A 23,603-nucleotide genomic window follows, 5' to 3' on the forward strand; every position below is an offset into this window, starting at 1 on the left:
CCACGAGCCGCCGCCGCCCCCGCCGCCCGCCGAGGTGACGATGAGCACGCCGCGGCCGGCGCCGCCGAAGAAGGCCGCGCCGAAGAGGGCGCACGCGTCCGCTGCGAAGAAGGACGCCGGGGCGGCCGCCGCGCCGAGCGACGACGACCTCGTTCGCTTGATCCAGGCCGGCGAAACGCCGTCTTCGCCTTAGCCGGGGAAGATAAGGAATCCGGCGCCAGAGATGAAGAAGTTCAAAATGATGATCGCGAGCGACGTGTTGACGACCGCGCGCGTCGTCGCCCAGCCGACGCCCTCGGAGCCGCCGAAGGTCGAGAGCCCGCAGTAGCCGCTCACGACCGGGATCGCGGCGCCGTAGGCGAGGCACTTCGCGAGGCCGATCGAGACGTCGCCGACGTCGATCATCTGCATGCTGAAGAAGGTCTGGTACGGGACCTCGTAGGCGATGTTCGCCGTGATCGCCCCCGACACGAAGGCGACCGTGCCGGCGAAGACGATGAGGCACAGCGTCATCAGCATGCTCGCGAGGAAGCGCGGCACGATGAGGAAGTCGATCGGGTCGGCCGCGCACATGCGGAGCGCGTCGACCTGCTCGGTGACGACCATCGAGCCGATCTCCGCCGCGATGCCGGCGCCGACGCGGGTCGCCAGCATGAGCGCGCCGATCGACGCGGCGAAGTCGCGGACGAGGAGCTCGAGGTAGATCGCCCCGAGCATCGTGAAGTCGGGGACGACGCGCTTCGCCTGGAGGCCCGCCTGGTAGACGAGGATCATCCCGATGAAGCCCATCGTCGTGCAGAGGAAGAAGAGCGACTTGTTGCCGATCTCGTACATCTGCCGGGCGACCACGCCCTTCTCGCGGCGGCCGTTGAACGTGTAGTAGAGCGTGCGGACGAAGACGGAGTAGAGCTCGCGGCCGCCGATGAGCAGATCGATCGCCGCCGCGCCGAGCTCTCCGATCGTCCCGAGCTCGGGCTGCCCCTCGTCGTGATCGGCCGCGCCGGCGCGCGCCGTCGTCGTCGAGAAGCCGTGCGCCGGCGGCTTTACCTGATTCGAGCTCATCAGCCCGACGCGAAGCTCACGAGGTAATCGAGGACGAAGACGCCCGCCGCGCTCGTCACGACGGTCGCGTTGACCGCGCGCCCGACGCCCGGCGCGCCGCCCGTCGTCGCGAGGCCGAAGTGGCAGCTCGCGAGCGCCATGAGGAGACCGTAGACGATGCTCTTGAAGAGGCCGTTCGCGACGTCGCCGAAGCCGAGGAGGCCGCCGGTGACGCCGTTGTAGAAGGTGACGGGGGAGACGCCGAGGAGCGCCTGCCCCGTGTACGCCGCGCCGAAGAGCGCGAGCGCGTCGGCGAAGAGCGTCATCATGAAGAGGGTCGAGACGATCGCGATGAAGCGCGGCGCGACGAGGAAGCCGATCGGATCGATCGCGAGGACGCGGAGCGCGTCGAGCTGCTCGGTGACGACCATCGTCCCGATCTCGGCGGTGTTGTTCGCGCCGACGCGCCCCGAGATCATGAGCGCGGTGAGGAGCGGCGCGATCTCGCGCAGCGTGCCGAAGCCCGCGCCCCAGCCGAGGAGGCCCTCCGCGCCGTAGCGCTTCACGATCGTCGCCGCCTGGATGACCATGATCGCGCCGGTGAAGAGCGCGGTGACGGCGACGATCGGGAGCGACTTCACCGCCATCTTGTAGAGGTTCTTCCAGAGCTCTCCGCCGTCGATCCGGAAGGTCGCGATCCGCGCGACGCACTTCGCGAACAGGATCGTCATGCCCCCCGCGGTCTGGGCCGCGCCGAGGAAACCCGCGCCGACGGCCCCGAAGAACGTCGTGAACGCGCCGGGCTCGCTCTTCGGTGTGGTGGTGGTCGGCGCGGCAGCCATGGCTCGAACGGCGTTGAATATACACGTGGTATCGTCGTCCGTGAGACCTATGGGGACGGCCCTCGGTTGTTCGATCGACGCGGTGGAGGCGATCTACTCCGGTCTCGAGACGTTGGCGCCCCATCTGTGGCTCGAACGCGTCGTTCCCGCCGTCGCCGCCTACGCCGGCGGCGGCCTCGGCGCGATCGGTCACGCGTACCACGCGACGGGGCCGGTCTCGAGCTGGCACATCTCGCGGCCCGTCGTCCACGACGCGCCGGCCGAGCTCGCGAGCGTGGTGGAGGGCTGGACGCTCCGCCTCGCGGAGGAGAGCTTCGCGCGCTCGCCTCCCGATTTCCTCGAGCGCTGCTACAGGGACGTCGGGCCGGCGGGGACGTTCAGCGCCCTCACCGGGATCGAGCTCACCGATCTCCCCTCGAGCGGCGCGGACGCGGCCCGGCTCGAGGTCCGTGACCAGATCTACGTCAACGCCGCCAATCCGGACGGCCGCGGCCTCCTCCTCGTCATCAACCTCCGCGCGCGCCACCGGCTCGTCCCGGGGGAGCATCGTCGCCTCGCGATGCTCGCCGCGCACGGAGCGGCGGCGCTTCGCATCCTCCTCGGGCTGACGCGCGCGGCCCCCGCCCCCGTCGCCATCTTCGACGCCGGCGGCAAGGTCGCTCACCTCGCGACCGAGCACGAGACCGCGCTTCCATCCTTGCGCGACCGGGTGCAGCAGATCGATCGGGCGCGCGGAGAGATGCGTCGCGCCGATCCGGAGCGCGCGCTCTCCTCGTGGGAGGCGCTGCTCAGCGGCCGCTACTCGCTCGTCGACCGCTTCGAGTCGGATCAGCGTCGCTACGTCGTCGCGTACGTCAACGAGCCGGGCGTCGTCGATCCGCGCGGGCTCACCGACGCCGAGGCCGTCGTCGCCGGCTGGGCCGCGCGCGGGCACTCGGAGAAGCTCATCGCCTACGAGCTCGGCGTCGCGATCGGGACCGTGAGCGGCCTCCTCGCGCGAGCCTACCGGAAGCTCGGCGTCCGCTCGCGCGGAGAGCTCGTCCAGCTCTTGCGCGTCCCCACCGACGTCGAAGCGGCCGCGCTCCCCGACGGCGGCGACATCCTCGTGTTCTCCGCGCCCGAGGTCGCGATGCCGGAGCCCGTCCTCGGTCGCCTCACCGACGCCGAGCGCGACGTCGCCCAGCGCGTCGCGCGCGGCGAACGCAACGCGCGGATCGCCGCGGCCCGCGGCGTGAGCGAACGCACGATCGCGAAGCAGCTCACGCGCATCTACGCGAAGCTCGGGGTCGACTCGCGCGCCGGCCTCGCGCGGCTCTCTTCGACGCAGGCGCAGGGGCCGCTCGGCCCTACTCGGGCGGCTCCGGGAGCCCGAGCGCCCAGAAGAGCGCCGTGAGGACGAAGCTCGTCACCACCACGACGAGGACGAGCGCGACGACGCCGAGGGCGAGGCCGAGGAAGATGCCGAGGACGTCGCGGAGACCGCGGAAGCCCCCGCGCGTCCGCATGAAGTGGAACGGGATCGCGAGCGGGCCGAACGCGATCACGGCCGCGTCGCGGGAGGAAGGCGGCCACGCGCGTTCGAGCTGCGACTCGCTGAGGACACGGCGCTCGTCGACGATGATGACGAGGAACGTGAGCGTGGTCGTCACGATCCACGACGCGACGAGCTCGACGACGTGCGGCATCGCGCGCGCTCAGAGCGGGCCTTCGGTGAGGCCGTGGACGAACTGCTTCACGCGCGGCTCCTCGCTCGTCTTCGCCTCCTTCGTCGTGCCGTCGAAGATGAGCTCGCCGCGGTACATCATGCCGACGCGATCCGTCACCGTGAGGAGGCGATCGAGATCGCTCGAGACGACGATGACGGTGGCGTTCGCCGCGCGCTGCTCGGCGAGGAGGAGCTCGAAGATCTTCTGCGACGTCACCGGATCGAGGCCGGCCGCGGGCTCGTCGTAGAGGACGATCGGCGACTGCGTGATCGACGCGCGCGCGACGCCGACGCGCTTCTTCTGCCCGCCGGAGAGGCCGGCGGGGAAGCGCTCGCCGAAGGCCGACATCGAGACGACGGAGAGCCGCTCCGCCACGCGCTTCGCGATCTCCTCGTTCGACAGGTTCGTGAGGCGCCGGAGCGGGAACGCGATGTTCTCGTTCACGGTGAGGTGATCGAAGAGCGCGTTGTTCTGGAAGAGCATCCCGAACTTCAGCCGCATCTTCTGGAGCGCGAGCTCGCTCGCCGAGACGACGTCGACGCCCTCGACCACGATCGCGCCCGCGTCCGGCTTCATGAGGCCGACGATCATCTTGAGGAGGACGCTCTTGCCCGACGCGCCGGGCCCGATGAGGCCGTAGAGGCACGACGCGGGCACGTTCAGCGACACGTCGCGGAGCACGTGGTGCGGGGGACCGCCGCCGGCCGGGCGGAACGACTTCGAGACGCCCTGGATCGAGATCATCGCGGCGGTGCGGCGGGCTTCTGCTCCTGATCGCGGCGGAGCTGCGCCATCTTCGTCCAGAGGACGAGCGTGGCGGCGGCGAGGGCGAGGACGATCGCGACGAGGCCCGCGAACGCGATCTTCAGCGTCGTCATCGATCCGCGCGCGACCGTGATCGGTCCGACGTGCGCGAGGTCGGTGCGGCCCGCGGCGCCGCGGGCGGGGCGCGCGACGAACACGACCGCGACGTCGGCGGGGACCACGCCCGGCGCGCCGCCGGCGACGAGGCGCTGGATCGACTCCGGCGCGAGCGGCGGCGTCGATCCGCGGTGCTCGACGAGGACGCTCGCGGTCGCCTTCGGCGGCGGGCCGTCGCGGAGCGGCTCGCGCGGCGGGACGACGAGGTGGACGCGCGCGGCGAGGACGCCGTCGACCGATCCGAGCGTCTTCTCGAGCTCGCCCGCGAGGCCGGCGACGATCTGCGCGTGCTCCGCCTGCTGGCTCGGCACGAGCTGGCCCTTGTCCGCGGCCTCGAGCACGCCCTTGCTCTTCGGCCGCGGCAGCTCCTCTTCGCGCATCACCGAGAGCGCGCGGCCCACGTCGTCGCGCGAGACGGTGACGCGGAACTTCCCCTCGGTGGTGGGGTCCGCTTCCTTCGCCGCGTCGATGCCCGACTGATCGAGCGCGACGATGACGCGGTTCGCGTCGGGCTCGTCGAGCGCGGCGGCGACGGGGACCGCGCACCCGCTCGCGAGCGCGGCGAGGAGCACCAGCCGAAGAGCCTGAAATCGCTGCGCCACGGGCGGCTGGTATACCCCGGAAGCACGTTCGCGCGCTACAGGCCGCAGGATGCCGAAGACGACGAGCGCGAGCGACGAGACCACCCTCGTGAACCCCTGGCCGAAGCGCGTCATCGTGCGGCGAGGTCCGAACGTCGCGATCAAGCGGAGCAAGGACAAAGAGCCGCTCGCCGCGCGCGTTAAGGAGGTCCTGTCGCGCGAGATGACACCCGAGGTCGACCTTCGTCCCGAGCTCACCGCGCTGCGGAAGCGCCTCGCCGAGGCGCCCGACGCCGAGCACGCCGCCGCCCGCGACGCCGCCGCCGCGTTCCGGAGCGAGCCGTACTTCACGCGCGTCGCGTGCTCCTTCCTCTTCCCGAGCGAGCGCGCGTGGGTCGAGGCCGACGTCGCCGACTTCGCGGCGGAGGCGAAGAAGAAGGACGGCGGCGGGCCGGGCGGCATCTGGCGGAGCAACCAGCGCCTGCTCCTCCTCGCGAGCCTCGCGTCGTTCGAGGACTTCCTCGCGCTGGTGGGGAAAACGACGCTGGCGGGGCCTCCCGACGTGCTCGCCGTCTCGCGGCACGACGTCTTCCTCGGGCGCTGGAGCACGAACTACCTCGCCACGCTCCTCGACGGGATCGGCGCCGGGCTCCTCCCGCTGCTCCGCTACTACTTCGACTACTCGTCGATCGCGGACGTCGCGCGCGCGATCGCGGCGATCCCGACCGACGAGGCGATGACGTTGCTCGTCGATCGCGCGGACGACAAACACGGGATGGCCGGTCTCACCGACGCGGTGGCGGCGTTCCCCGTGCGCGCGGCGCGCGTCCTCGGCGAGCGGGTCGCGAGCAAAGGGAAGAACCACGCGCTCGTGAAGCCGATGATCCCGACGGGCGCGGCGGCCCCGGAGACGTCCGCGGCCGAGGTCCCGGCCGGCCTCGCGAGCCCGCCGTGGGCGCAGAAGAAGGGGAAGGCGAAGGCGCCGGCCGCGATCGAGACGCGGCCGCTCGCGTACGCGCCGTCGATGACGTGGGAGCCCGGGGAGCGAGAGCGCTTCCGCGAGAGCTTCCTCCGCAGCTCCAAGTGGGACGTCTTCGAGGAGGACGCGGCGAAGTGGAAGGCGAAGGCGGCGACGGCCTCCGAGGCCGAGTGGAAGGGGCTCGTCGACGGCAGCGGCTACGACTCGGCGCTCGCGTACATGTACGGGCCGAAGGAGCTCTGCGTCGACTCCATCCGGAAGGCCATCGCGGAGGCCGCGCCGCGGAAGGCGATCATCAGCTACCTCGCCGAGGCGATCGCGCAGCAGGAGCTCGACATCCTCGACTCCCTCGTGCTTCAGGCGAGCACGCGCGCGGCGGACGTCGTCCCGTGGTTCGCGCCGTACGACGCGCCGGTCCTCGCGCCGATCGTCGCGCGCCTCGCGCACGTCAAGAAGCTGAAGGCGGCGACCGAGGGATGGCTCACGCGCCATCCGCGCGCGGCGGCGGTCGGGCTCATCCCCGACGCGGTGGGCAAGGCCGGCGCGGAGAAGAAGGCCGCGACCGCGACGCTGCAGCTCCTCGCGCGGAGCGGACACGCCGGCGTCGTCCGCGAGGTCGCGGCGCAGTACGGCGCCGAGGTGTCGAGCGCGCTCGAGGCGATCGTCGGCGCCGATCCACGGCTCACGAAGGAGCCGAAGGCGCCGTCGTTCTGGTCGCCGGGGACGCTCCCGCCGATCCTCGTCGGCGGCGCGCCGCTGCCGGCGGAGGCGCTCGAGAACCTGCGCGTGATGCTCGCGCTGAACGAGCTCGACGACCCGTACCCCGGCCTCGCCGAGGTCCTCGCCGCGTGCGATCGCGGCTCGCTCGCGGCGTTCGGGTGGGAGCTGTTCGAGGCCTGGCAGCGCGCGGGATCGCCGGCGGCGGAGCGGTGGGCGCTCGTCGCGCTCGGTGTCCTCGGCGACGACGACACGGCGCGGAAGCTCGCGCCGCTCGTCGCGGCGTGGCCGGGCGACGGCGGTCACGCGCGCGCGGTCGTCGGGCTCGACGTCCTCCGCGCGATCGGCAGCGACGTCGCGTTGACCGGCGTTCATGCCATCGCCGAGCACGGCAAGTTCGACGCGCTGCAGGAGCTCGCGAAGAAGCACATCGACGCGGTCGCTGCCGCGCGCGGGCTCACGCTCGACGAGCTCGACGACCGTCTCGTCCCGCCCGTGCTCGACAAGGTGACGAAGAAGAGCCAGCTCCGTCGCTTCGAGCGCTCGATGATCGCCGAGCGGCGCTGGTCGCGGGCGGACTTCGAGGCGTACGTCGTCCGACCGCCGGCCGTCGGCGAGATCGTGCGCGCCCTCGTGTGGGGCGTCTTCGACGCGAAGAACGCGCTCGTCACCACCTTCCGCGTCGCCGAGGACGGCACGCTCGCGGACGTGAAGGACGCCGCGTTCACGTTGAAGGAGGCCGCCGGGCACGCCGTCGGGATCGTTCATCCGCTCTCGCTCTCGGACGCGGAGCTGCGCGCGTGGGGCGATCGCTTCGGCGACTACATGTTGATCCAGCCGTTCGCGCAGCTCCAGCGCGGTCGCTTCGCCGGCGCCGACGTGATCGCGGCGATCGACGGCGTGAAGGGCAAGAAGGTCCCCACCGGGAAGGTGCTGAAGCTCGCCGACTACGGGTGGAGGCGCGGGGAGCCGCAGGACTCGGGGCACGTCGGCTGGATGACGCGCGACACGTCGATCGGGACGCTCTACCTCCACCTCGAGGACGGCTTCATCGCCGGCGCGATCGGCGAGAGCCCGGAGCAGACGATCGGACCGCTCCGGCTCGGCCGCGGCGCGGACGCGATCGACGCGACGGTCGTGAAGGAGCTCGGCGCGGTCGAGGCGAGCGAGCTCGCGCACGCCCTCTCGAGCATCACGAGCTGATCGCGTCACGCGCCGGAGACGAGCGGGCGCGCCGGCGATCCACCGCATGGGGTGATCCGCGGCCAAGTCCTTGGAATCGTTCCTGGTACGGAGGGTGCACCCACATCCTCCTACGATGATGCTAGCGCGGACGGTTTCGGTGATTTTGACCATGACGCTCGTCGCCTGCGCGGCGGCGGAGGAAGAGCCGGAGGTGGCGGCGACGGGGGAGGACGCGCTCGTGGGTGGGTGCGGGCCCGATCGGCTCATCGCGAACGCGCCGCCGAACAAGCGGCCGATCCTCGAGCGCGCGGCGAAGTGGCTGCGCGAGGGGACGAAGTACAGCCAGACGACGTGGAAGGACGGACACCGCACCGACTGCTCCGGCTACGTGTCGATGGCGTGGGGGCGCTCCGACTTCACGACCGCGCAGATCCCGCCGCGCAATCCGAATTCGAGCATCGCGCGCGTGATCGAGTGGGACGAGCTCGAGGTCGGCGACGCGATCGCGCGCGGCGACTCGTACATCAGCGATTCGCCCGGGCACGTGATGCTCTACGCGGGCACCGACTACGCCGGCTTCTCCTGCTTCTGGGAGCTCACCGATCCCGGCGACACGCGCGTCTCGAGCGTCATCAAGGCGTCGCTCACCGGCAAGTACGTCGCGATCCGGCAGCGCTGACGCTAACCTCGCGGCGCTTGCTGCTCTTCACGAAGCGCTTTCACGCCGGTCTCGTCGACGGGAGCGTCACGGTCACGTTTCGCCGCTGGGACAAGCCGCACGTGAAGGTCGGCGGGCGCTACCGCTGCCATCCGATCGGCGTGCTCGAGGTCGAGGCGATCGAGCAGGTGAAGGTGCGGGCGATCGCCGCCGACGACGCGCGGCGCGCCGGGTTCGCGACGCGCGCGGAGCTCCTCGCGTTCATGGCGGCGGCGCCCAAGCGTGAAGAGGCGAAGCTCACGCCCGCGACGCTCGTCTACAAGGTCACGCTCCGTCACGGCGGCGACGGGGACCGCGTCGAGATCGCGCTCGACGACGCGCTCACGGCGGAGGACGTGACGGCGCTCCGCGGCAAGCTCGCGAAGATGGACGCGAAGGGCCCGTGGACGAAGGCGACCCTCGCGCTCATCGCGAAGCACCCGCGCGTCGCGGCGTCGAAGCTCGCGGCGATGGCGGGGCGCGAGACGGCGCCGTTCAAGGTCGACGTGCGTCGCCTCAAGAAGCTCGGGCTCACGCAGAGCTTCGAGGTCGGCTACGAGATCTCGCCGCGCGGCAGGGCGTTCCTCGGATGGCGCTGAAGATCCACGAGACGACGGAGGACGACGGCTCGCTCGCGCCGATCGCGCTCGAGCAGGATGACGACGCGCTCGTGCTCGTGAAGGGAGGGAAGCGCCTCGCGCTCCCGAACGGCGCGCTCGCGGCGGTGATGCGGCGGCTCGGGCGCGAGCTCGACCCGGGCGCGCGCGTCTTCGAGGTCGCGCGGCTCGAGACGAACGAGGGCGTGCTCCGTCACGTCCGGCACCTCGACGCCTTCGACGTCATCGCGCGCGACTGGCTCGTGCTCGGCGATCGCTGCGCGCTCGCGACGACGGCCGCGGGCGCGCTCGAGCACCTCGCGCGTGCTAACGTGTCGCGAAACGAGCCATGATCGGCGTGAACCAGCTCGCGAAGGCCTATGGCGCGCGAACGCTCTTCGAGGACGTGACGCTCAAGCTCGTGACCGGGTCGCGCTACGGGCTCGTCGGCGCGAACGGCTCCGGCAAGACGACGTTCCTCGAGATCGTCGCCGGCGACGAGGAGGCCTCGGAGGGGAGCGTCGCGATCGACAAGGGCGCGCGCGTCGGCGTCCTCCGGCAGGACCGCTTCATGAACGACGAGGAGCCGATCCTCGACGTCGCGATGGCGGGCGACGAGCTCGTGACGAAGGCGCTCGCGGACCTGAAGCGCGAGGGCGATCCCGAGCGGCTCGTCGAGCTCGAGGACCTCGTCCGCGCGCACGACGGCTACACGCTCGAGGCGCGCGCGAGCGCGATCCTGGAGGGCCTCGGCATCCCCACCGCGCAGCACCGGCTCCCGCTCCGCACGCTCTCGGGCGGGTTCAAGCTCCGCGTGCTCCTCGCGCAGGTGCTCCTCGGCGGTCCCGACGTCCTCCTCCTCGACGAGCCGACGAACCACCTCGACATCCTGTCGATCCGGTGGCTCGAGAAGTTCCTCACCGCGTACAAGGGCTGCGCCGTCGTCATCAGCCACGACCAGCGGTTCCTCGACAACGTCGCGACCGACATCCTCGACGTCGACTACGGCACGATCACGCTCTACCCCGGGAACTACTCCGCCTTCTCGCGCGACAAGGTCGCGATCCGCGAGCGCAAGGAGGCGGACCTCGAGCGGAAGAAGGAGACCATCGCGGAGAAGCGGGCGTGGGTCGAGCGCTTCGGCGCGAAGGCGACGAAGGCGACGCAGGCGCAGAGCCGTGTGAAGCAGATCGAGAAGCTCGAGGAGTCGCTCGAGGACCTCGCCTCGAGCTCGCGCCGCGCGCCCAAGTTCCACTTCGAGTCGGAGCGCAAGAGCGGGCGCGACGTCCTCGAGATCGCGCACGTGTCGAAGGCGTACGGCGAGAAGAAGGTGCTCGTCGACGTCTCCGTCGTCGTCCGCCGCGGCGAGCGCGTCGCGATCATCGGCCCGAACGGCCTCGGCAAGTCGACGCTCCTCAAGATCGCCACCGGCAAGCTCGACGCCGACGCGGGCGCGGTGAAGTGGGGGCACGAGACGCGGGTCGGGTACTTCGCGCAGGACCACCACGAGGCGCTGACGAACCCCGATCAGACGCCGATCGACTTCGTCTGGGACGCGGTGCCGAAGGCGGAGACCGCGTTCGTGCGCGGCGCGCTCGGCCGCGTCATGTTCTCGGGCGACGACGTGAAGAAGAAGGTCGGCGCGCTCTCCGGCGGTGAGGCCGCGCGGCTCGTGTTCTGCCGCATCATGGTGGAGAGGCCGAACGTGCTCGTGCTCGACGAGCCGACGAACCACCTCGACCTCGAGGCGATCGAAGGCCTCTCGGAGGCGCTGAAGCAGTTCGAGGACGGCACGATCGTGTTCGTCTCCCACGACCGCGCGTTCGTCTCCGCGCTCGCGACCCGCATCCTCGAGGTCACACCGAGCGGCTTCCGCGATTTCCCCGGTACCTACGAAGAATACCTCGCGCGCTGCGGCGACGATCACCTCGACGCCGACGCGGTGGTCCTGCGCGCCAAGCGCGACGCCGCGCCGAAGGAGGAGAGCGCGAACCAGAAGAGCTGGGAGGAGCAGAAGAAGATCGCGAACCGCAAGAAGCAGCTCCCCGCCAAGCGCGACGCCGCTCTCGCCGCGATCGAGGCCGCCGAGGCCCGCAAGGCCGCGATCCACGCCCGCTGGTGCGAGCCGGGGTACTACGAGCAGACACCCGCCGCGGAGATCGCGACGCTCGAAGAGGAGGAGCGCGCGCTCGGCCCGAAGATCGAGCAGCTCTACGCCGAGTGGGAGGCGATCGAGGCGGAGATCGCGTCGCTGGAGTCGACGTAGGAGATCGTACGTGCCGCGCGCAGGGCGAGAACGGTGGACGCGTGAGCAGGTGCCGGCGCTAAGATCCCCACGTGGCTGAGTCGTTGAAGAGGGCGGTGCCACCGAAGGCGCCGCGGCCTGCTGCGGGTGCGCCCGCGCGGGTGGTCGTCGACGAGCCGCCGACGACGCCTGCGGCGCCGCCCTCGTTCCGCGCTCACTCGCGACCTCCACCGGGAGTCTCGCAATCGCAGTCGCGGCCGCCGACGCCGTTGCCCGCGGCGGGACAGACCGCGGCGACCGACATCATCGCGGGGAAGGGCGCGGCGCCGAAGGAGAACCCGAGCGAGACCACGCCGCCGTCGTCGGTGCACGCGGTGCCGACGGCGGGCGATCGCGTCGGCAGCTACATCGTCGACAAGCTGATCGGCTCCGGCGGCATGGGCGTCGTCGTCGCCGCGAAGCACGCGCAGACCGGCGACGCGGTCGCGATCAAGCTCCTGCGGCCGAAGGCGGCCGGCGACAAGATCCACGCCGAGCGGTTCGCGCGCGAGGCCCGCGCGATCGCGAAGATCACGAGCGACCACGTCGTGAAGGTGCTCGACGCCGGCACCCTCGACAGCGCCGCGCCGTTCATCGTGATGGAGTACCTCGTCGGCCGCGACCTCTCGCAGATGATCCGCGAGGACGGTCCGCTCCGGCTCCGCGACGCGGCCGACGTCATGCTGCAGGTCTGCGACGCGGTCGCGAGCGCGCACGCGGTCGGCGTCATCCATCGCGACCTGAAGCCCTCGAACTTCTTCGTCACGACGCGACCGGACGGGCGCCCGCACGTGAAGGTGCTCGACTTCGGCATCGCGAAGGCGATCGGCACCGACGGCGTCGTCGATCCGAACCTCACCGAGACGCAGGCGGTGTTCGGGTCGCCGACGTACATGTCCCCGGAGCAGATCCGGAGCGCGAAGCACGTCGATCATCGCAGCGACATCTGGTCTCTCGGCGTCGGGCTCTACGAGGTCACGACCGGCCGCCTGCCGTTCGCGGCCGACAACGTGGCCGGCCTCCTCGCGTCGATCGTCGCCGACCCGCCGTACTACCCGCGCGGCTTCGTCCCCGACATGCCGCCCGTGTTCGAGGAGCTCGTCCTCGCGTGCCTCCACAAGGACGCGAAGCAGCGCGTGCAGACGTGCGGCGACCTCGGGCTCGCGCTCGCGCCGTTCGCGACGCCGGGGCCGGACACCGAGCGCCTCGTCCGCTCGATCACGACGCTCTCGCCGCCGACGCATCAGCCGTTCCCCGGCGAGACGGGGCCGCGGCTGCCTTCGCCGTCGAACCCGCTCTTCGGCAACCACGCGCAGATCACGGGGCCGCCGGTCGGGGCGTCGTCGTCGCCGAACGTCCACTCGAACCCGCACCTCGGCATGCCGTCGGCGCCGAGCTGGCCGGGAATGCAGGCCGCGCCGGAGGACCAGCGCACGTCCGGCGTCGTGTTCGGCTCGACCGGGAGCGATCTCCACGCGCTGCCGAAGCCGATCGGGAAGAAGGTCGGCACCACGATCGGCATCCTCCTCGCGGTGCTCGTCGTCGCGATCGGCGTGGGCGGCGCCGTGTACTACAAGAAGCCGGCCGTGTTCGGCGCCGCCGACACGCCCGCGGCGACGTCGCAGGACACGCCGGTCGCGGTCGCTCCGGCGGTGACGTCGGCCGCGATCGCGGAGGCGCCGCCGGCGGTGACGCCGCCGGAGGTGACGCCGCCGCCCGCGCCTGCGCCCGCGCCGCCGCCGTCGGTGGAGACGAGCGCGAAGCCGTCCGCCGCGACGACGAGCGGGAAGCGCGGTCCCCGGCACCCGACCGGCCCCGCGTCGAAGCCGGCCGGCCCCGCGTCGAAGCCCGACAAGCCGGTCGATCCGCTGAACGACCGCTTCTAGCGGGCGAAGCCTGGTAGCATCCCGGCCGTGCTGCGCGCGCGTGTCTGCGCCCTGTCGATCGTCGCCGTCGCGCTCTGCGCGTCCGGGGTCGCGCGCGCCGACAAGATGACCGACGCGGAGGAGCTCTTCCGCCGCGCGAAGCAGCTGATGACGGAGAAGAAGGACAAGGAGGCGTGCCCGCTCCTCGAGGAGAGCCAGAAGCTCGACCCGCAGATGGGCACGCTCCTCAACCTCGCGACCTGCCACGAGAACATCGGCCGCGTCGCGTCGGCGTGGGGCGAGTACCGCGCGGTCGAGCAGATGGCGAAGGTCGCCGGGCGCGAGGAGCGCATCAAATACGCGCGCGATCGGGCGGCGAAGCTCGAGCCGCGGCTGCCGCGCCTCAAAATCGTGCTCCTCGCCGAAAACAAGGTTGACGGCATCGTCGTGAAAGTCGACGGAGAGGTGAAAGCCGAGTCGCTCTGGAGCGGCGTCGCGGTCGATCCCGGGACGAGCACGATCGAGACGAGCGCGCCGGGGAAGACGACGCAGACGGCGCAGGTGAAGATCGAGGGCGAGGGGTCGACGACGACGTTCACCGTCCCGAAGCTCGAGGACGCGCCGGTGACGCCGCCGGAGACGGGCGTCGATCCGGCGGCGGCGGAGAAGGCGCAGCGCGAGCGCGAGGCGACGTTCGCGGCGAACAAGTCGCGCCGGACCAAGGGCTTCATCATCGGCGGCGCGGGCGTCGCGATCGCGGCGGCCGGCGGCGTCTTCGGCGTGCTCGCGATCTCGAAGGACAGCGACGCGCTCGCGGCCTGCCCGTCGCCCTGCGCGCAGGGCAGCGACGCGGCGCGGGCCGCCGACGAGGCGACCAACCGCGCGCTCCTCTTCGCGAACGTCGCCAACGTCGCGATCCCGGTCGGCCTCGTCGTCGCGCTCCTCGGCGGGTACATCGCGCTCACCTCCGGCCCCACGAGCGAGCCGGCGAAGACCGCAACCATCGCTCCGCTTCCGGGCGGCGCCGCGCTAGGCTTGAAATGGTGAATCGGCGCGTCGCGTTCGGCCTCGGGATCACGGCGCTCGCGCTCGCCGCGTGCCAGGTCATCGTCGGCATCGAGCAGGTCGAGAAGGTCCCGCAGGGCTCGGTCGGCGAGGACGGCAGCAGCAGCAGCGGGAGCACCACCACCTCCTCCGGCAGCTCGGGGATCGACGAGAACGATCCGTGTCAGCACACCGTCGCGCCGAAGGTCGCGGGCGACGACGGCGGCGAGGACCTCGAGCCGTTCTTCATCGCGGTGCAGAAGCTCAGCCTGGTCAAGCCCGCCCCCAACGGGATCGGCGGGCTCGACCTCGATGACTCGTGCACGTGCGACACCCGGCCCGGCGGAACGCACGACGCCGGGCCGTCCTGCACCGCGCGGAAGGGCATCGTCTGCGATCCCGACGGCGGGGCCGACAACCAGGGCGCGACCCTCTTCGCGGGGCTCGAGAGCTCGGTGAAGCTGGTCGACCCGACGTTCTCGCTCGACGACGACCTCAACGAGGACATCGCGAAGGGCGCCCGGACGATCATCCTCCACGTGCGGAAGTGGAACGGGAAGCCGAACGACGCGAACGTCGAGGTCGCGCTCTTCGTCTCGCAGGGAGCGAAGGGGACGCTCAACTGGGACGGCAACGACGTCTGGACGCACCCGAAGTCGCTCTCGGAGACGGGCACCTTCAAGTTCCCCGGCTCCGTGAACGGGTATGTCGCGAACAACAGGCTCGTCGTCAAAGGCGCCAACAACGTGACGATCCTCTTCGGGCGCGCCGGCCTCGTCTTCAACGAGGCGATCGTCTACGGCGACCTGACGATCGCGGAGGGCTTGCCGCGCTTCGTCGGCATCGTCGGCGGGCGCGTGCCCGACGCGGAGCTCCTCGCCGCCGCCGGCCAGATCAACGTCGGCGGCGACGAGTCCGCCTGCGAGAACGCGCTCGTCTTCAACACCGTCGTGAAGCCGTCCATCTGCGACGCCGTCGACATCAACAGCGCGAAGAGCGAGGACTTCCAGGGGAAGGCGTGCGACTCGATCTCGTCGAGCATCGCGCTGGAAGGCGTGGGCGCGCAGGTCCCGATCTCGGAGCCGTACGACGACCCGAAGCCGCCGGGCCCGTGCTCGCCCGGACAGCCCACCGCGCCCTCGTACAAATGTGACTGACGAGAGCTGTTGCCCTCTCGGAGCGACGATGCTAATCGGCGCTGAACATCGGTAGAGGACAGGTCCGGTGCGCTCTCGGTCAGCGAGGCCGCGCGCGCCGCCGAGCCGTCCCGCCCGCCGAGAAAGGCGCGCCTTCGTGGCGCGACCCGCGCATTGTCCACCCCGTTCACGGAAGCGCTGAGCCAGCTCAACGACCGCGCCCTGCGGCGGCTCCTCGGCGCGCGCGCATTCCTGCGTGGCTACGACTACGTGCGCCGCAACGCGGTGGAGGACGTGGAGATGGAGGAGCTCTCCGCCACCGGCCACGTCCGGGGGACCGAGCCCGACCCCTACGCGGTGAAGCTCCAGGTCACCCCGAGCGGCTTCTCGTCGGAGTGCACCTGCCCGGCGTTCGGGAAGATCAACGGCCACTGCAAGCACGTCGCCGCGCTGCTCATCGCGCTCCGCGATCAGGTGCGCCCGAAGCAGCCGCGCCCGCCGGCCGAGTCCCAGCCCGGCGGCGCCGGCGCGCCGAACGGCTCCGCCCCCGCGCTGCCCCCGCTCTCCAGCCCGGGCCTCCACGGCGGCGGCGACGACGCGCTGGTCGGCAGCGGCGGCGGCGGGAGCCGTCGCGCGCGGCGGCGCGCGCGCAAGCTCGCCGCCCAGCGCGCCGGCCTCGTCCCCGGACCGCCGAGCCACGGCGGCGGTGGTGGCGGCGGTCGGCCCGGCTACTCGGTCGAGGGCGGGGGAGGCGGTCGCTTCTCGAACGGTGTCGACGCGTGGATCGCGGAGGCGATGCCGCCGGCGCCGAAGCAGATCGAGTACCGGATGCAGGTCCGCCCCTCGATGCTCACGGTGTCGATCCTGGACCCCGACGCGCGCATGCCGCTCTCGGCGACCGCGCTCCTCGCGTTCCAGGCGCAGCGGCCGACCGCGGATCGCGACGCGCTCCGCATCCTCGCGCGGCACGAAGAAGGCGGCCAGCGCCGCGTCGGCATCGAGGTGCGCGGCGAGGACGCGGCCGATCTCCTCCCGCACCTGAAGGGCCGCCGCGTCATCCTCGAGCCGCAGATGATGGAGCTGCGCTTCGGCGACGATCCGCTCCGCCCGCGCTTCGATCTCGAGCTGTCGCAGGACGGGCAGCAGGTCCTCGTGAAGGCGTCGTTCCAGCGCGCCGGCGACCCGCGCAAGTTCACCACCAACCAGGGCGGCTGGTTCGAGGGCAGCCCCGGCTGGCACGTCGACGCGCAGGAGGGGTGGGCGCGCCCGCTCGACCGCCGCGTGTCGCCCGCCGCGATCCGCCGGCTCGCGCGGCTCCCCGTCATCAGCGAGTCGATCGACGCGCTCCCCGTCCTCATCGCGCAGGGCCTCCCCCGCGTCGCGCTCGAGGTCGGGGCGGACCTGCCGGACCTGTCGCAGGTCGCCGACGTCGTCGACATCCCGCCGACCTTCCGCCTCCGCGCGGGCGGCTCGCTGACCGAGGCGCAGGTCTCGCTCCGCGCCGCCTACGAGGACACGGAGATCGACGTCCGCGCCGACGGCATGACGCCGCCCGTGATCGTGAAGCCGCCGAAGGCGACGAGCGACGACGAGGACGACGTCGGCGGTCGCGGCCCGCGTCGCGTCCGCGCCGACAAGCGCGCGCTCGTGATCCGTTGTGACATCGCCGCGCAGCAGGAGGCGACGAACAAGCTGAAGGCGCTCGGCCTGAAGGCGGACGAGGACGGCCAGAGCTTCATCGCGCGCGGCGACGACGCGCTCCAGTTCTGGACCGAGGCGGTGGGCGCGCTTCCGGAGGACTGGGACCTCTTCATCCCCGACGACCTCGTCGACGTCCAGGTCCGCGGCACGTCGCTCCAGGCGAACGCGCGCGTGTCGAGCGGCGTCGACTGGCTCTCGCTCCGCCTCACCTTCGAGGCCGAGGGCATCGCGGTGACGCAGGACGAGCTCGCGCGCTGCCTCGCGGAGGGGCGCCGCTACGTGCGCCTCTCCGACGGCTCGTTCGCGAAGCTCGATCCGGAGAAGGTGAAGGCGGTCCTCGCGCGGCAGGCCGAGATCCTCGCGACGAGCGGCGCGACGGGCGGCAAGTTCCCGCTCTCGCAGGCGGGGCGCATCCAGGAGCTCCTCGAGCAGGTCGGCAAGGCGAACGTCAGCGCGGAGACGAAGGAGCTCTTCAAGAAGCTCCAGGACGTCGACGAGATCAAGGTCGTCAAGAAGCCGCGCAACCTGAAGGCGCAGCTCCGCCCCTACCAGGAGCAGGGCTTCCAGTGGCTCCACTTCCTCCACGACATCGCGTCGGGCGGCATCCTCGCCGACGACATGGGTCTCGGTAAGACGGTGCAGACGATCGCGCTGTTGCTCGCGATCAAGTCACTCGTCGAAAAAGAGGCAAAGGCGGAAGGCAAGGACGACGGGAAAAAGGCGTTCAAGGCGCTCATCGTCGCGCCGACCTCCGTCGTCACGAACTGGATGCGCGAGCTCGACAAGTTCGCGCCGTCGCTCTCGCACATCATCTGGCACGGCGCCGAGCGCAAGGAGCGGCAGGACGAGCTCGAGGACGCGGACATCGTCATCACGAGCTACGCGCTCCTCCGCCGCGACGAGGAGCTCCTCGCCAAGCTCGACCTCACGTACGCGATCCTCGACGAGGCGCAGAACATCAAGAACCCGCTCAGCGCGACCGCGCGCGCGGCGAAGCGGCTGAAGGCGAAGCGCCGCCTCGCGCTCACCGGCACGCCGATCGAGAACCGCCTCTCCGAGATCTGGTCCATCTTCGACTTCGTCTCGCCGGGCCTCCTCGGCCCGCTCGAGAAGTTCGAGGAGCGCTACGCGCGCCCGATCGACAACGGCGACGCGAAGGCGGCGGCGCGCCTCCGCGCCACGATCCATCCCTTCATCCTCCGCCGCACCAAGAGCGAGGTCGCGAAGGACCTCCCCGAGAAGATCGAGACCGATCAGATCTGCGAGCTCACCGGCGAGCAGTCCGCGCTCTACGGCGCGGTGCTCAAGGAGGTCCGCGCGCAGGTCATGGGCGAGGTCGAGCGCCAGGGGCTCGCGAAGAGCCACATCCAGATCCTCGCCGGCCTCACGCGCCTCCGTCAGGCGGCCTGCGATCCGCGCCTCCTCGGGCTCCCGCGCGAGTTCAAGGACGACGACTCGGGCAAGCTCGTCGCGCTGCGCGAGCTCATCCAGACCTCGATCGCGGGCGGGCACCGCGTCCTCGTGTTCAGCCAGTTCGTGAGCATGCTCACGCTCATCCGGCGCGCGATGGAGGAGGACGGCGTCGCGTACGAGTACCTCGACGGCTCGACGAAGGACCGCGAGGCGCGCGTGCAGAGCTTCCAGAAGGACGACGGTCCGCCGGTGTTCCTCATCTCGCTCAAGGCCGGCGGCTCCGGGCTCAACCTCACCGCCGCGGACACGGTCATCCACTTCGATCCGTGGTGGAACCCCGCGGTCGAGGACCAGGCGACCGATCGCGCGCACCGCATCGGTCAGACCAAGGTCGTCACGACGTACCGCCTCATCGCGAAGGGCACGATCGAGGAGAAGATCCTCGAGCTCGGCGGCAAGAAGCGCGAGCTCACGAGCGCGGTCCTCTCCGAGGACGTCGGCGGCGCGAAGAAGCTGACGAAGGGCGACCTCGAAGAGCTCTTTAAGTTCGACTGAGTTTTTTCAACGCAGGGGCTTCGCCCCTGCACCCCGCTCGCACGATGCAGAAAAACGTCAGAACGTTTTTCCGCCGCGTGCTCGCTGCGCAGTATCATCGCTCGGCTCAATGTCGGAACGGGACGATCAGCCCGCGACCGTCCCGCCGCCGGTCGGTGAGGACGACGCCTATTCCGCCACGACGAAGGTCGGCGCGATGCCGGCCGACATCATGGAGAAGCTCCGCGCGGAGGGGCTCTTGCCCGAGGAGGCGACGGGCGATCGCGAGACGGCGCCGCATCGTCCCTCGACCTCGCTCGACAAGCGGCCGAACCCGCCGCCGTCCACGCCGTCCACGCCGCCCGAAGAGGCGCGCGAGACGGTGCCGGGCCCGATCCCGACGCTCTACTCGAACGCTCCGCCGCCGAAGATCGACTCGGTCAAGCCGCCGCCGCCCTCGGAGGAGCCGTCGTCTGCGATCGAGACGCCGGTCGCGTTCGCGTTCCCGCCGGTCGAGGGCGCGGTGCCCAAGGTTGGGGCGGCGAAGGAGGAGGCGACGGAGGCTGCGGCGCGTGAGGAGACGACGGGGGCGGCGATGTCGCGCGGCGATCTCCCGGCGCGGGACGCGGGGCCGGAGCCGCCGTCGAAGCGGACGCTCTACCTCGTCGCGGCGTTCGTCGTGGTGGCGTTGATCGTGGCGCTGCTCCGCCTCGCCGGATAGCCTGCCGGGCATGATCTGGCTCTCGAGCTCCACCCTCGTTCGACTTCGCGATCAACTCCAGCAGCGCGGCCGTCGGCCCTCGATCGTCGCGGCCGATCCGTCGATGTCGCCGGAGAACATCGAGCTCCAGAACATCGTCGGCGAGTACGGTCCGCTCTGCGAAGCGATGTACCTCATGATGAGCGCCGACGGCGCGGTGGGCGAGGAGGAGCGCGAGGTCCTGAAGGGCGCGCTCCGCAACCTCTCCGGCGACACGATCCGCACCGCGCACATGGACAAGATGCTGGAGGACGCGGGCAAGGCGGTCGCCGATCAGGGGCGCGACGCGCGCATGCAGGCGATCGTCGCCGACCTCCACGAGGACAAGCCGCGCGCGGAGGTCGCGTTCGTGCTCGCCGCCGCGATCGCGTTCGCCGACAACGCGATCGCGGACGAGGAGAACGAGACCCTCAACACGTTCGCGGAGGGCCTCGGCATCGACGAGGCGAGGGCGAACCAGCTCCTCGACGAGGTCGAGGCGGACATGGGGAAGGAACAGCCGCCCTCGGGTTGAGCGCCTCGAACGCCCCGGCGGGGGGTTGGGGCCGTGCGGGTGGGGGAGGTGGGGCGCGGAGCGGCGGCGATGCCTTCCCGGTGAGAAGACGCTCGCGACGCCGCACGCGATGACCTTTCCGGTGAGAAGGCGCCGGTGCAACGCCAAGAAATAATGCTCGCTCTGCCCGGATCGCTCGGGGCTCGCTCGGAGGCTCGATGAGGGGGCGTGCCGCGGCGAAGCAAATTCCTAAGTTCGGCGCGGGTTCGCTACGATTCCTCGGGCGTGACGACCAAGGTCGACCCAGGCCCCGAGGCGGGCGAACGGATCGGCGCGTATCGCGTCGTCCGGAGGCTGGCGACCGGGGGGACCAGCGACGTGCTCCTCGCGAAGGCGGAGGGGCCGCACGGGTTCGAGCGCACGGTCGTCCTCAAGGTCCTGCTCTCGCACTTCGGTAAGGACGACGAGGTCGCGCGCATGTTCGCGCGCGAGGCGGCGGCGTACGCGCGCCTCTCGCACCCCGCGATCGTGCGGCTGTTCGACTTCTTCGCGGTGCCGGCGGCGGAGGGGAAGGCGAAGGGCGGCGGGCAGCTCGTCATGGTGCTCGAGCACGTCGACGGGCCGCCGCTCGCGCGGCTCAAGTCGATGGTGAAGGCGATCGGGAAGGAGCTCGACGACAAGGCGGCGGTCTACGTCGCGGCCTGCATCTTCTCGGCGCTCGCCGCGGCGCACTCGGCGACGGACGACAACCAGATCCCGGCGCCGGTCATCCATCGCGACGTCAATCCGTCGAACGTGCTCGTGCCGTGGGACGGGTACCCGAAGCTCGCGGACTTCGGCATCGCGAAGGTGACCGGGCTCGGGCACCACAGCGTCGTCGGGATGGTCAAGGGGACCTACGGGTACATGGCCCCGGAGCAGGTGACGGGGCAGGAGGCGGTCACGCCGCGCTCCGACGTGTACGCGGCGGGGATCATTCTGTGGGAGCTCCTCACGCGGCGGCGCGCGTTCCAGCGCGGCGCGCTGCCGGAGATCGAGGCGCTCCGCGCGATGGCGGAGCCGCGGCTGCCCGCGCTCGAGTCGATCCGGTCGGACGTCGATCGCACCGTCCGCGACGCGCTGCGGCGCGCGCTCGAGCCCCGCGCGGAGAAGCGGAAGATCACGGCCGAGGAGATGGCCTCGATCCTCTCCGCGGTGGTGCCGCTCGACGTCGGGCGCGAGCGGCTCATGTCGCTGCTCGGTCTCGTGCGGAACGACGCGCGCGCCGCGAACGCGCAGGCGTCGATCGCGCCGCCGCCGATGCCGGCGGCCGGCGTGGCGGGCGCGGTGCCGGGGTCCGAGCTCGTGATCCCGACCGCGCCGAAGGCCCCCGCGCTCGCGACCCACACGATGCACGGCGTCGCGCCGCCGCCGGCCGTGCAGGGGATCGGCCTCGGCGGCGGGCAGACGCCGAGCCGCACGATGCCGAAGGCCGCGGCGCGCCCCTCGAGCCAGCGGATGTTCCCGTCCGCGCCGCCCGCGCCGCCGACGCCGTCGAACGCGGCGCTGCCGGCGACGCGGTCCTCGAGCCAGCGCATGCCGGCCGCGGCCGCGTCGCCCGCGCTCGCGTCGGCCGCGCTCGCGGCGCCGCCGAACGAGCCGGGCGTCCGCGAGCTGCTCTCGCTCCCGACCCGGCCTGCGATGCCGGCCGTCGTTCCGCCGGCGGCGGGTGGGGGCGCGCCGCTCGTGGGGCCGCCGCCGCAGCCGAACCGCGCCGGCAGCCGGCCCGCGATGCCGGCCGTCGGGCGCGGGTTGCCCGCGCCCTCGGAGCCGCCGCGCCGGCCGAGCGCCGCGGCGCGGCTCGCGAGCTCCATCCCCGATGCTGATCCGAAGATCGAGAGCGTCCCGCCGACGCGGCCGCTCGCGATGTTCGAGGGGCTCGGGGACTCGTTCCCGCCGGGGCGTCTCAGTCATCCGCCGGACTCGCCGCGGGCGGGGGCGCCGCTGAAGGACCTCACCGGCGGGCTCGGGCTGCGCGACGCGATCGACGAGATCATGAAGGGCGTCCCCGCGTCGGCCTCGATGGCGGCGGCGAAGGCGGTGACCCGGCCGCCGCCGGCGGCGGACGACGCGCAGGAGCCGACCGCCGTCCTCCGCGAGACGACGCGCGTGCCGCCGAACGTCGCGCAGGACCTCGTGCAGGGGTTCTCCGACGGACGCGACATCGGGAACATCCCGCCGGCGCCGCCGCCGATGCAGGCGGACTACCCGAACGCGCACGACGGGGACGACGAGCCGGTCGACACGGTGGTGCAGGAGCCGCCGCCGCCGACGCCGCGGATGCTTCCGGTGAACCTCTCGAGCACGGTCGCGATGGAGTCGCGCCCGATGCCGTCGTCTCCGGCGGCGGCGGCGTCTCCGGCCGCGGCGTCGTCGGACGCGAAGACGACGACCGGCGCGATGCCGAGGTACACGCCGCCGCCGCAGGGCTTCGGGCAGACCACGCCGCTGCCGGCCGCGACGGCGTCGCCGCCCTCGAGCGGCGCGATCCTCTCGCAGCCTGCGAATTCGCAGAACCCTCCGCGCCCGGCGCAGCTTCGGATGACGACGGATCCGCCTTCGGAGCGCGCGGAGAAGAAGGGGATGGGCGTCGGCACCGTCGCGATCCTGCTCGTGCTGGTCGTCGCGGCGGGCGTCGCCGGAACGGTCGCGCTCGTGCGTTACCAGGCGACGAAGGCGGTCGAGGCGGATGTTCCGCCGTCGGCGTCGGAGGTCGTGCCGTCGGCGTCCTCGGCGTCCTCGGCGTCCGTGTCGGCGGTGCCGGACGTGATGCCGCCCGTCGATGCGGGTGTGGTCGTGGCCGACGCGGCTCCGGTGGTTCCGGCGACGGCGGAGGTGGACGCCGCTGCGGTGGAGGGGGTGCCGGAGGGGATGGGGATCGTGCGCACGACGGGGGCGGCGCCGGGGCGGCGCATCTTCGTCGACGAGAAGGTCGCGGGGCAGACGCCGGAGAGCATCACGGTGAAGTGCGGGGCGCACGCGGTTCGGCTCGGCAGCACGGGCAAGGCGCAGGACGTCGACGTGCCGTGCGGCGGGGAGATCGTCGTCGGCGACGTGAAGTAGTCCGTC

19 protein-coding genes are annotated in these 23,603 nt (G+C 71.8%); 14 read left to right on the forward strand and 5 right to left on the reverse strand.

The genetic code is table 11. The features are described 5' to 3' along the window. On the forward strand, positions 1-193 hold a 193-nt coding region (locus KF837_26390; GenBank protein MBX3230877.1), incomplete at its 5' end, for a hypothetical protein. Here KF837_26390 and KF837_26395 read toward each other — a convergent pair. Both KF837_26395 and KF837_26400 read right to left on the reverse strand, forming a co-directional pair. Then, complete coding sequence (locus KF837_26395; protein MBX3230878.1) at positions 190-1,062, reverse strand: ABC transporter permease; 873 nt, start codon at positions 1,060-1,062, stop codon at positions 190-192. The two genes, KF837_26390 and KF837_26395, sit on opposite strands and share 4 nt — an antisense overlap. Beyond that, positions 1,062-1,883, reverse strand: a complete 822-nt coding sequence (locus tag KF837_26400) for an ABC transporter permease (GenBank protein ID MBX3230879.1) — start codon at positions 1,881-1,883, stop codon at positions 1,062-1,064. The genes KF837_26395 and KF837_26400 overlap by 1 nt, the downstream gene beginning before the upstream one ends. A gap of 49 nt (positions 1,884-1,932) precedes the next feature. Here KF837_26400 and KF837_26405 point away from each other — a divergent pair, with 49 nt between their 5' ends. Next, positions 1,933-3,276, forward strand: coding sequence for a helix-turn-helix transcriptional regulator (locus KF837_26405; protein ID MBX3230880.1), 1,344 nt, complete (start codon positions 1,933-1,935; stop codon positions 3,274-3,276). Here KF837_26405 and KF837_26410 read toward each other — a convergent pair. The 3 genes from KF837_26410 to KF837_26420 are packed head-to-tail and all read right to left on the reverse strand — an operon-like array spanning position 3,230 to position 5,112. Beyond that, a complete protein-coding gene (locus KF837_26410) occupies positions 3,230-3,568 on the reverse strand; it encodes a hypothetical protein (GenBank protein ID MBX3230881.1) in 339 nt (112 codons plus the stop codon). The two genes, KF837_26405 and KF837_26410, sit on opposite strands and share 47 nt — an antisense overlap. Positions 3,569-3,577: 9 nt before the next feature. Continuing rightward, entirely contained in the window at positions 3,578-4,333 is a 756-nt protein-coding gene (locus tag KF837_26415; protein ID MBX3230882.1) for an ATP-binding cassette domain-containing protein, read from the reverse strand. Next, positions 4,330-5,112 (reverse strand): hypothetical protein, encoded by a 783-nt coding sequence (locus KF837_26420; GenBank protein MBX3230883.1) that lies wholly within the window; start codon positions 5,110-5,112, stop codon positions 4,330-4,332. Before KF837_26420 ends, KF837_26415 begins: the two co-directional genes overlap by 4 nt. A gap of 49 nt (positions 5,113-5,161) precedes the next feature. Between KF837_26420 and KF837_26425 the strand changes: the two genes are divergently transcribed. The 12 genes from KF837_26425 to KF837_26480 all read left to right on the forward strand — a co-directional run bounded on the left by KF837_26425 (position 5,162) and on the right by KF837_26480 (position 23,597). Then, positions 5,162-7,990 carry a DUF4132 domain-containing protein gene (locus tag KF837_26425; GenBank protein MBX3230884.1) on the forward strand — a complete coding sequence of 943 codons (2,829 nt, stop codon included), beginning with the start codon at positions 5,162-5,164 and terminating at the stop codon, positions 7,988-7,990. 151 nt (positions 7,991-8,141) lie between these two features. Next, positions 8,142-8,651, forward strand: a complete 510-nt coding sequence (locus KF837_26430; GenBank protein ID MBX3230885.1) for a C40 family peptidase — start codon at positions 8,142-8,144, stop codon at positions 8,649-8,651. Positions 8,652-8,668: 17 nt separating this feature from the next. Beyond that, complete coding sequence (locus KF837_26435) at positions 8,669-9,268, forward strand: hypothetical protein (protein ID MBX3230886.1); 600 nt, start codon at positions 8,669-8,671, stop codon at positions 9,266-9,268. Continuing rightward, positions 9,259-9,618 (forward strand): hypothetical protein, encoded by a 360-nt coding sequence (locus KF837_26440; GenBank protein ID MBX3230887.1) that lies wholly within the window; start codon positions 9,259-9,261, stop codon positions 9,616-9,618. Before KF837_26435 ends, KF837_26440 begins: the two co-directional genes overlap by 10 nt. Further along, the gene (locus KF837_26445; protein MBX3230888.1) at positions 9,615-11,531 is read left to right on the forward strand and encodes an ABC-F family ATP-binding cassette domain-containing protein; all 1,917 of its coding nucleotides are present in this window, start codon (positions 9,615-9,617) and stop codon (positions 11,529-11,531) included. Before KF837_26440 ends, KF837_26445 begins: the two co-directional genes overlap by 4 nt. 71 nt (positions 11,532-11,602) lie before the next feature. Beyond that, positions 11,603-13,435, forward strand: a complete 1,833-nt coding sequence (locus KF837_26450; GenBank protein MBX3230889.1) for a protein kinase — start codon at positions 11,603-11,605, stop codon at positions 13,433-13,435. 27 nt (positions 13,436-13,462) lie between these two features. Then, complete coding sequence (locus KF837_26455) at positions 13,463-14,461, forward strand: hypothetical protein (GenBank protein MBX3230890.1); 999 nt, start codon at positions 13,463-13,465, stop codon at positions 14,459-14,461. Beyond that, positions 14,455-15,615: a hypothetical protein gene (locus KF837_26460; GenBank protein MBX3230891.1), complete on the forward strand. Its 1,161-nt coding sequence runs from the start codon at positions 14,455-14,457 to the stop codon at positions 15,613-15,615. Before KF837_26455 ends, KF837_26460 begins: the two co-directional genes overlap by 7 nt. Positions 15,616-15,768: 153 nt before the next feature. Next, entirely contained in the window at positions 15,769-19,263 is a 3,495-nt protein-coding gene (locus KF837_26465) for an SNF2 helicase associated domain-containing protein (protein ID MBX3230892.1), read from the forward strand. A gap of 109 nt (positions 19,264-19,372) precedes the next feature. Next, complete coding sequence (locus tag KF837_26470) at positions 19,373-19,963, forward strand: hypothetical protein (GenBank protein MBX3230893.1); 591 nt, start codon at positions 19,373-19,375, stop codon at positions 19,961-19,963. 10 nt (positions 19,964-19,973) lie between these two features. Continuing rightward, entirely contained in the window at positions 19,974-20,516 is a 543-nt protein-coding gene (locus KF837_26475; protein MBX3230894.1) for a TerB family tellurite resistance protein, read from the forward strand. Between the two features lie 264 nt (positions 20,517-20,780). After that, on the forward strand, positions 20,781-23,597 hold the full coding sequence (locus KF837_26480; protein ID MBX3230895.1) for a protein kinase: 2,817 nt from the start codon (positions 20,781-20,783) through the stop codon (positions 23,595-23,597). Positions 23,598-23,603 lie beyond the last annotated feature (6 nt).

The organism is Labilithrix sp., from assembly GCA_019637155.1.
Lineage (GTDB): Bacteria > Myxococcota_A > Polyangia > Polyangiales > Polyangiaceae > Labilithrix.

Excerpts from the sequence above, each read along its gene's own strand:
- KF837_26425 (MBX3230884.1), top strand. The coding sequence starts at position 5,162 with ATGCCGAAGACGACGAGCGCGAGCGACGAGACCACCCTCGTGAACCCC.
- KF837_26410 (MBX3230881.1), bottom strand. The coding sequence starts at position 3,568 with ATGCCGCACGTCGTCGAGCTCGTCGCGTCGTGGATCGTGACGACCACG.
- KF837_26415 (MBX3230882.1), bottom strand. The coding sequence starts at position 4,333 with ATGATCTCGATCCAGGGCGTCTCGAAGTCGTTCCGCCCGGCCGGCGGC.
- KF837_26475 (MBX3230894.1), top strand. The coding sequence starts at position 19,974 with ATGATCTGGCTCTCGAGCTCCACCCTCGTTCGACTTCGCGATCAACTC.
- KF837_26445 (MBX3230888.1), top strand. The coding sequence starts at position 9,615 with ATGATCGGCGTGAACCAGCTCGCGAAGGCCTATGGCGCGCGAACGCTC.
- KF837_26400 (MBX3230879.1), bottom strand. The coding sequence starts at position 1,883 with ATGGCTGCCGCGCCGACCACCACCACACCGAAGAGCGAGCCCGGCGCG.
- KF837_26430 (MBX3230885.1), top strand. The coding sequence starts at position 8,142 with ATGACGCTCGTCGCCTGCGCGGCGGCGGAGGAAGAGCCGGAGGTGGCG.
- KF837_26440 (MBX3230887.1), top strand. The coding sequence starts at position 9,259 with ATGGCGCTGAAGATCCACGAGACGACGGAGGACGACGGCTCGCTCGCG.
- KF837_26460 (MBX3230891.1), top strand. The coding sequence starts at position 14,455 with ATGGTGAATCGGCGCGTCGCGTTCGGCCTCGGGATCACGGCGCTCGCG.
- KF837_26405 (MBX3230880.1), top strand. The coding sequence starts at position 1,933 with ATGGGGACGGCCCTCGGTTGTTCGATCGACGCGGTGGAGGCGATCTAC.
- KF837_26470 (MBX3230893.1), top strand. The coding sequence starts at position 19,373 with ATGTCGGAACGGGACGATCAGCCCGCGACCGTCCCGCCGCCGGTCGGT.
- KF837_26395 (MBX3230878.1), bottom strand. The coding sequence starts at position 1,062 with ATGAGCTCGAATCAGGTAAAGCCGCCGGCGCACGGCTTCTCGACGACG.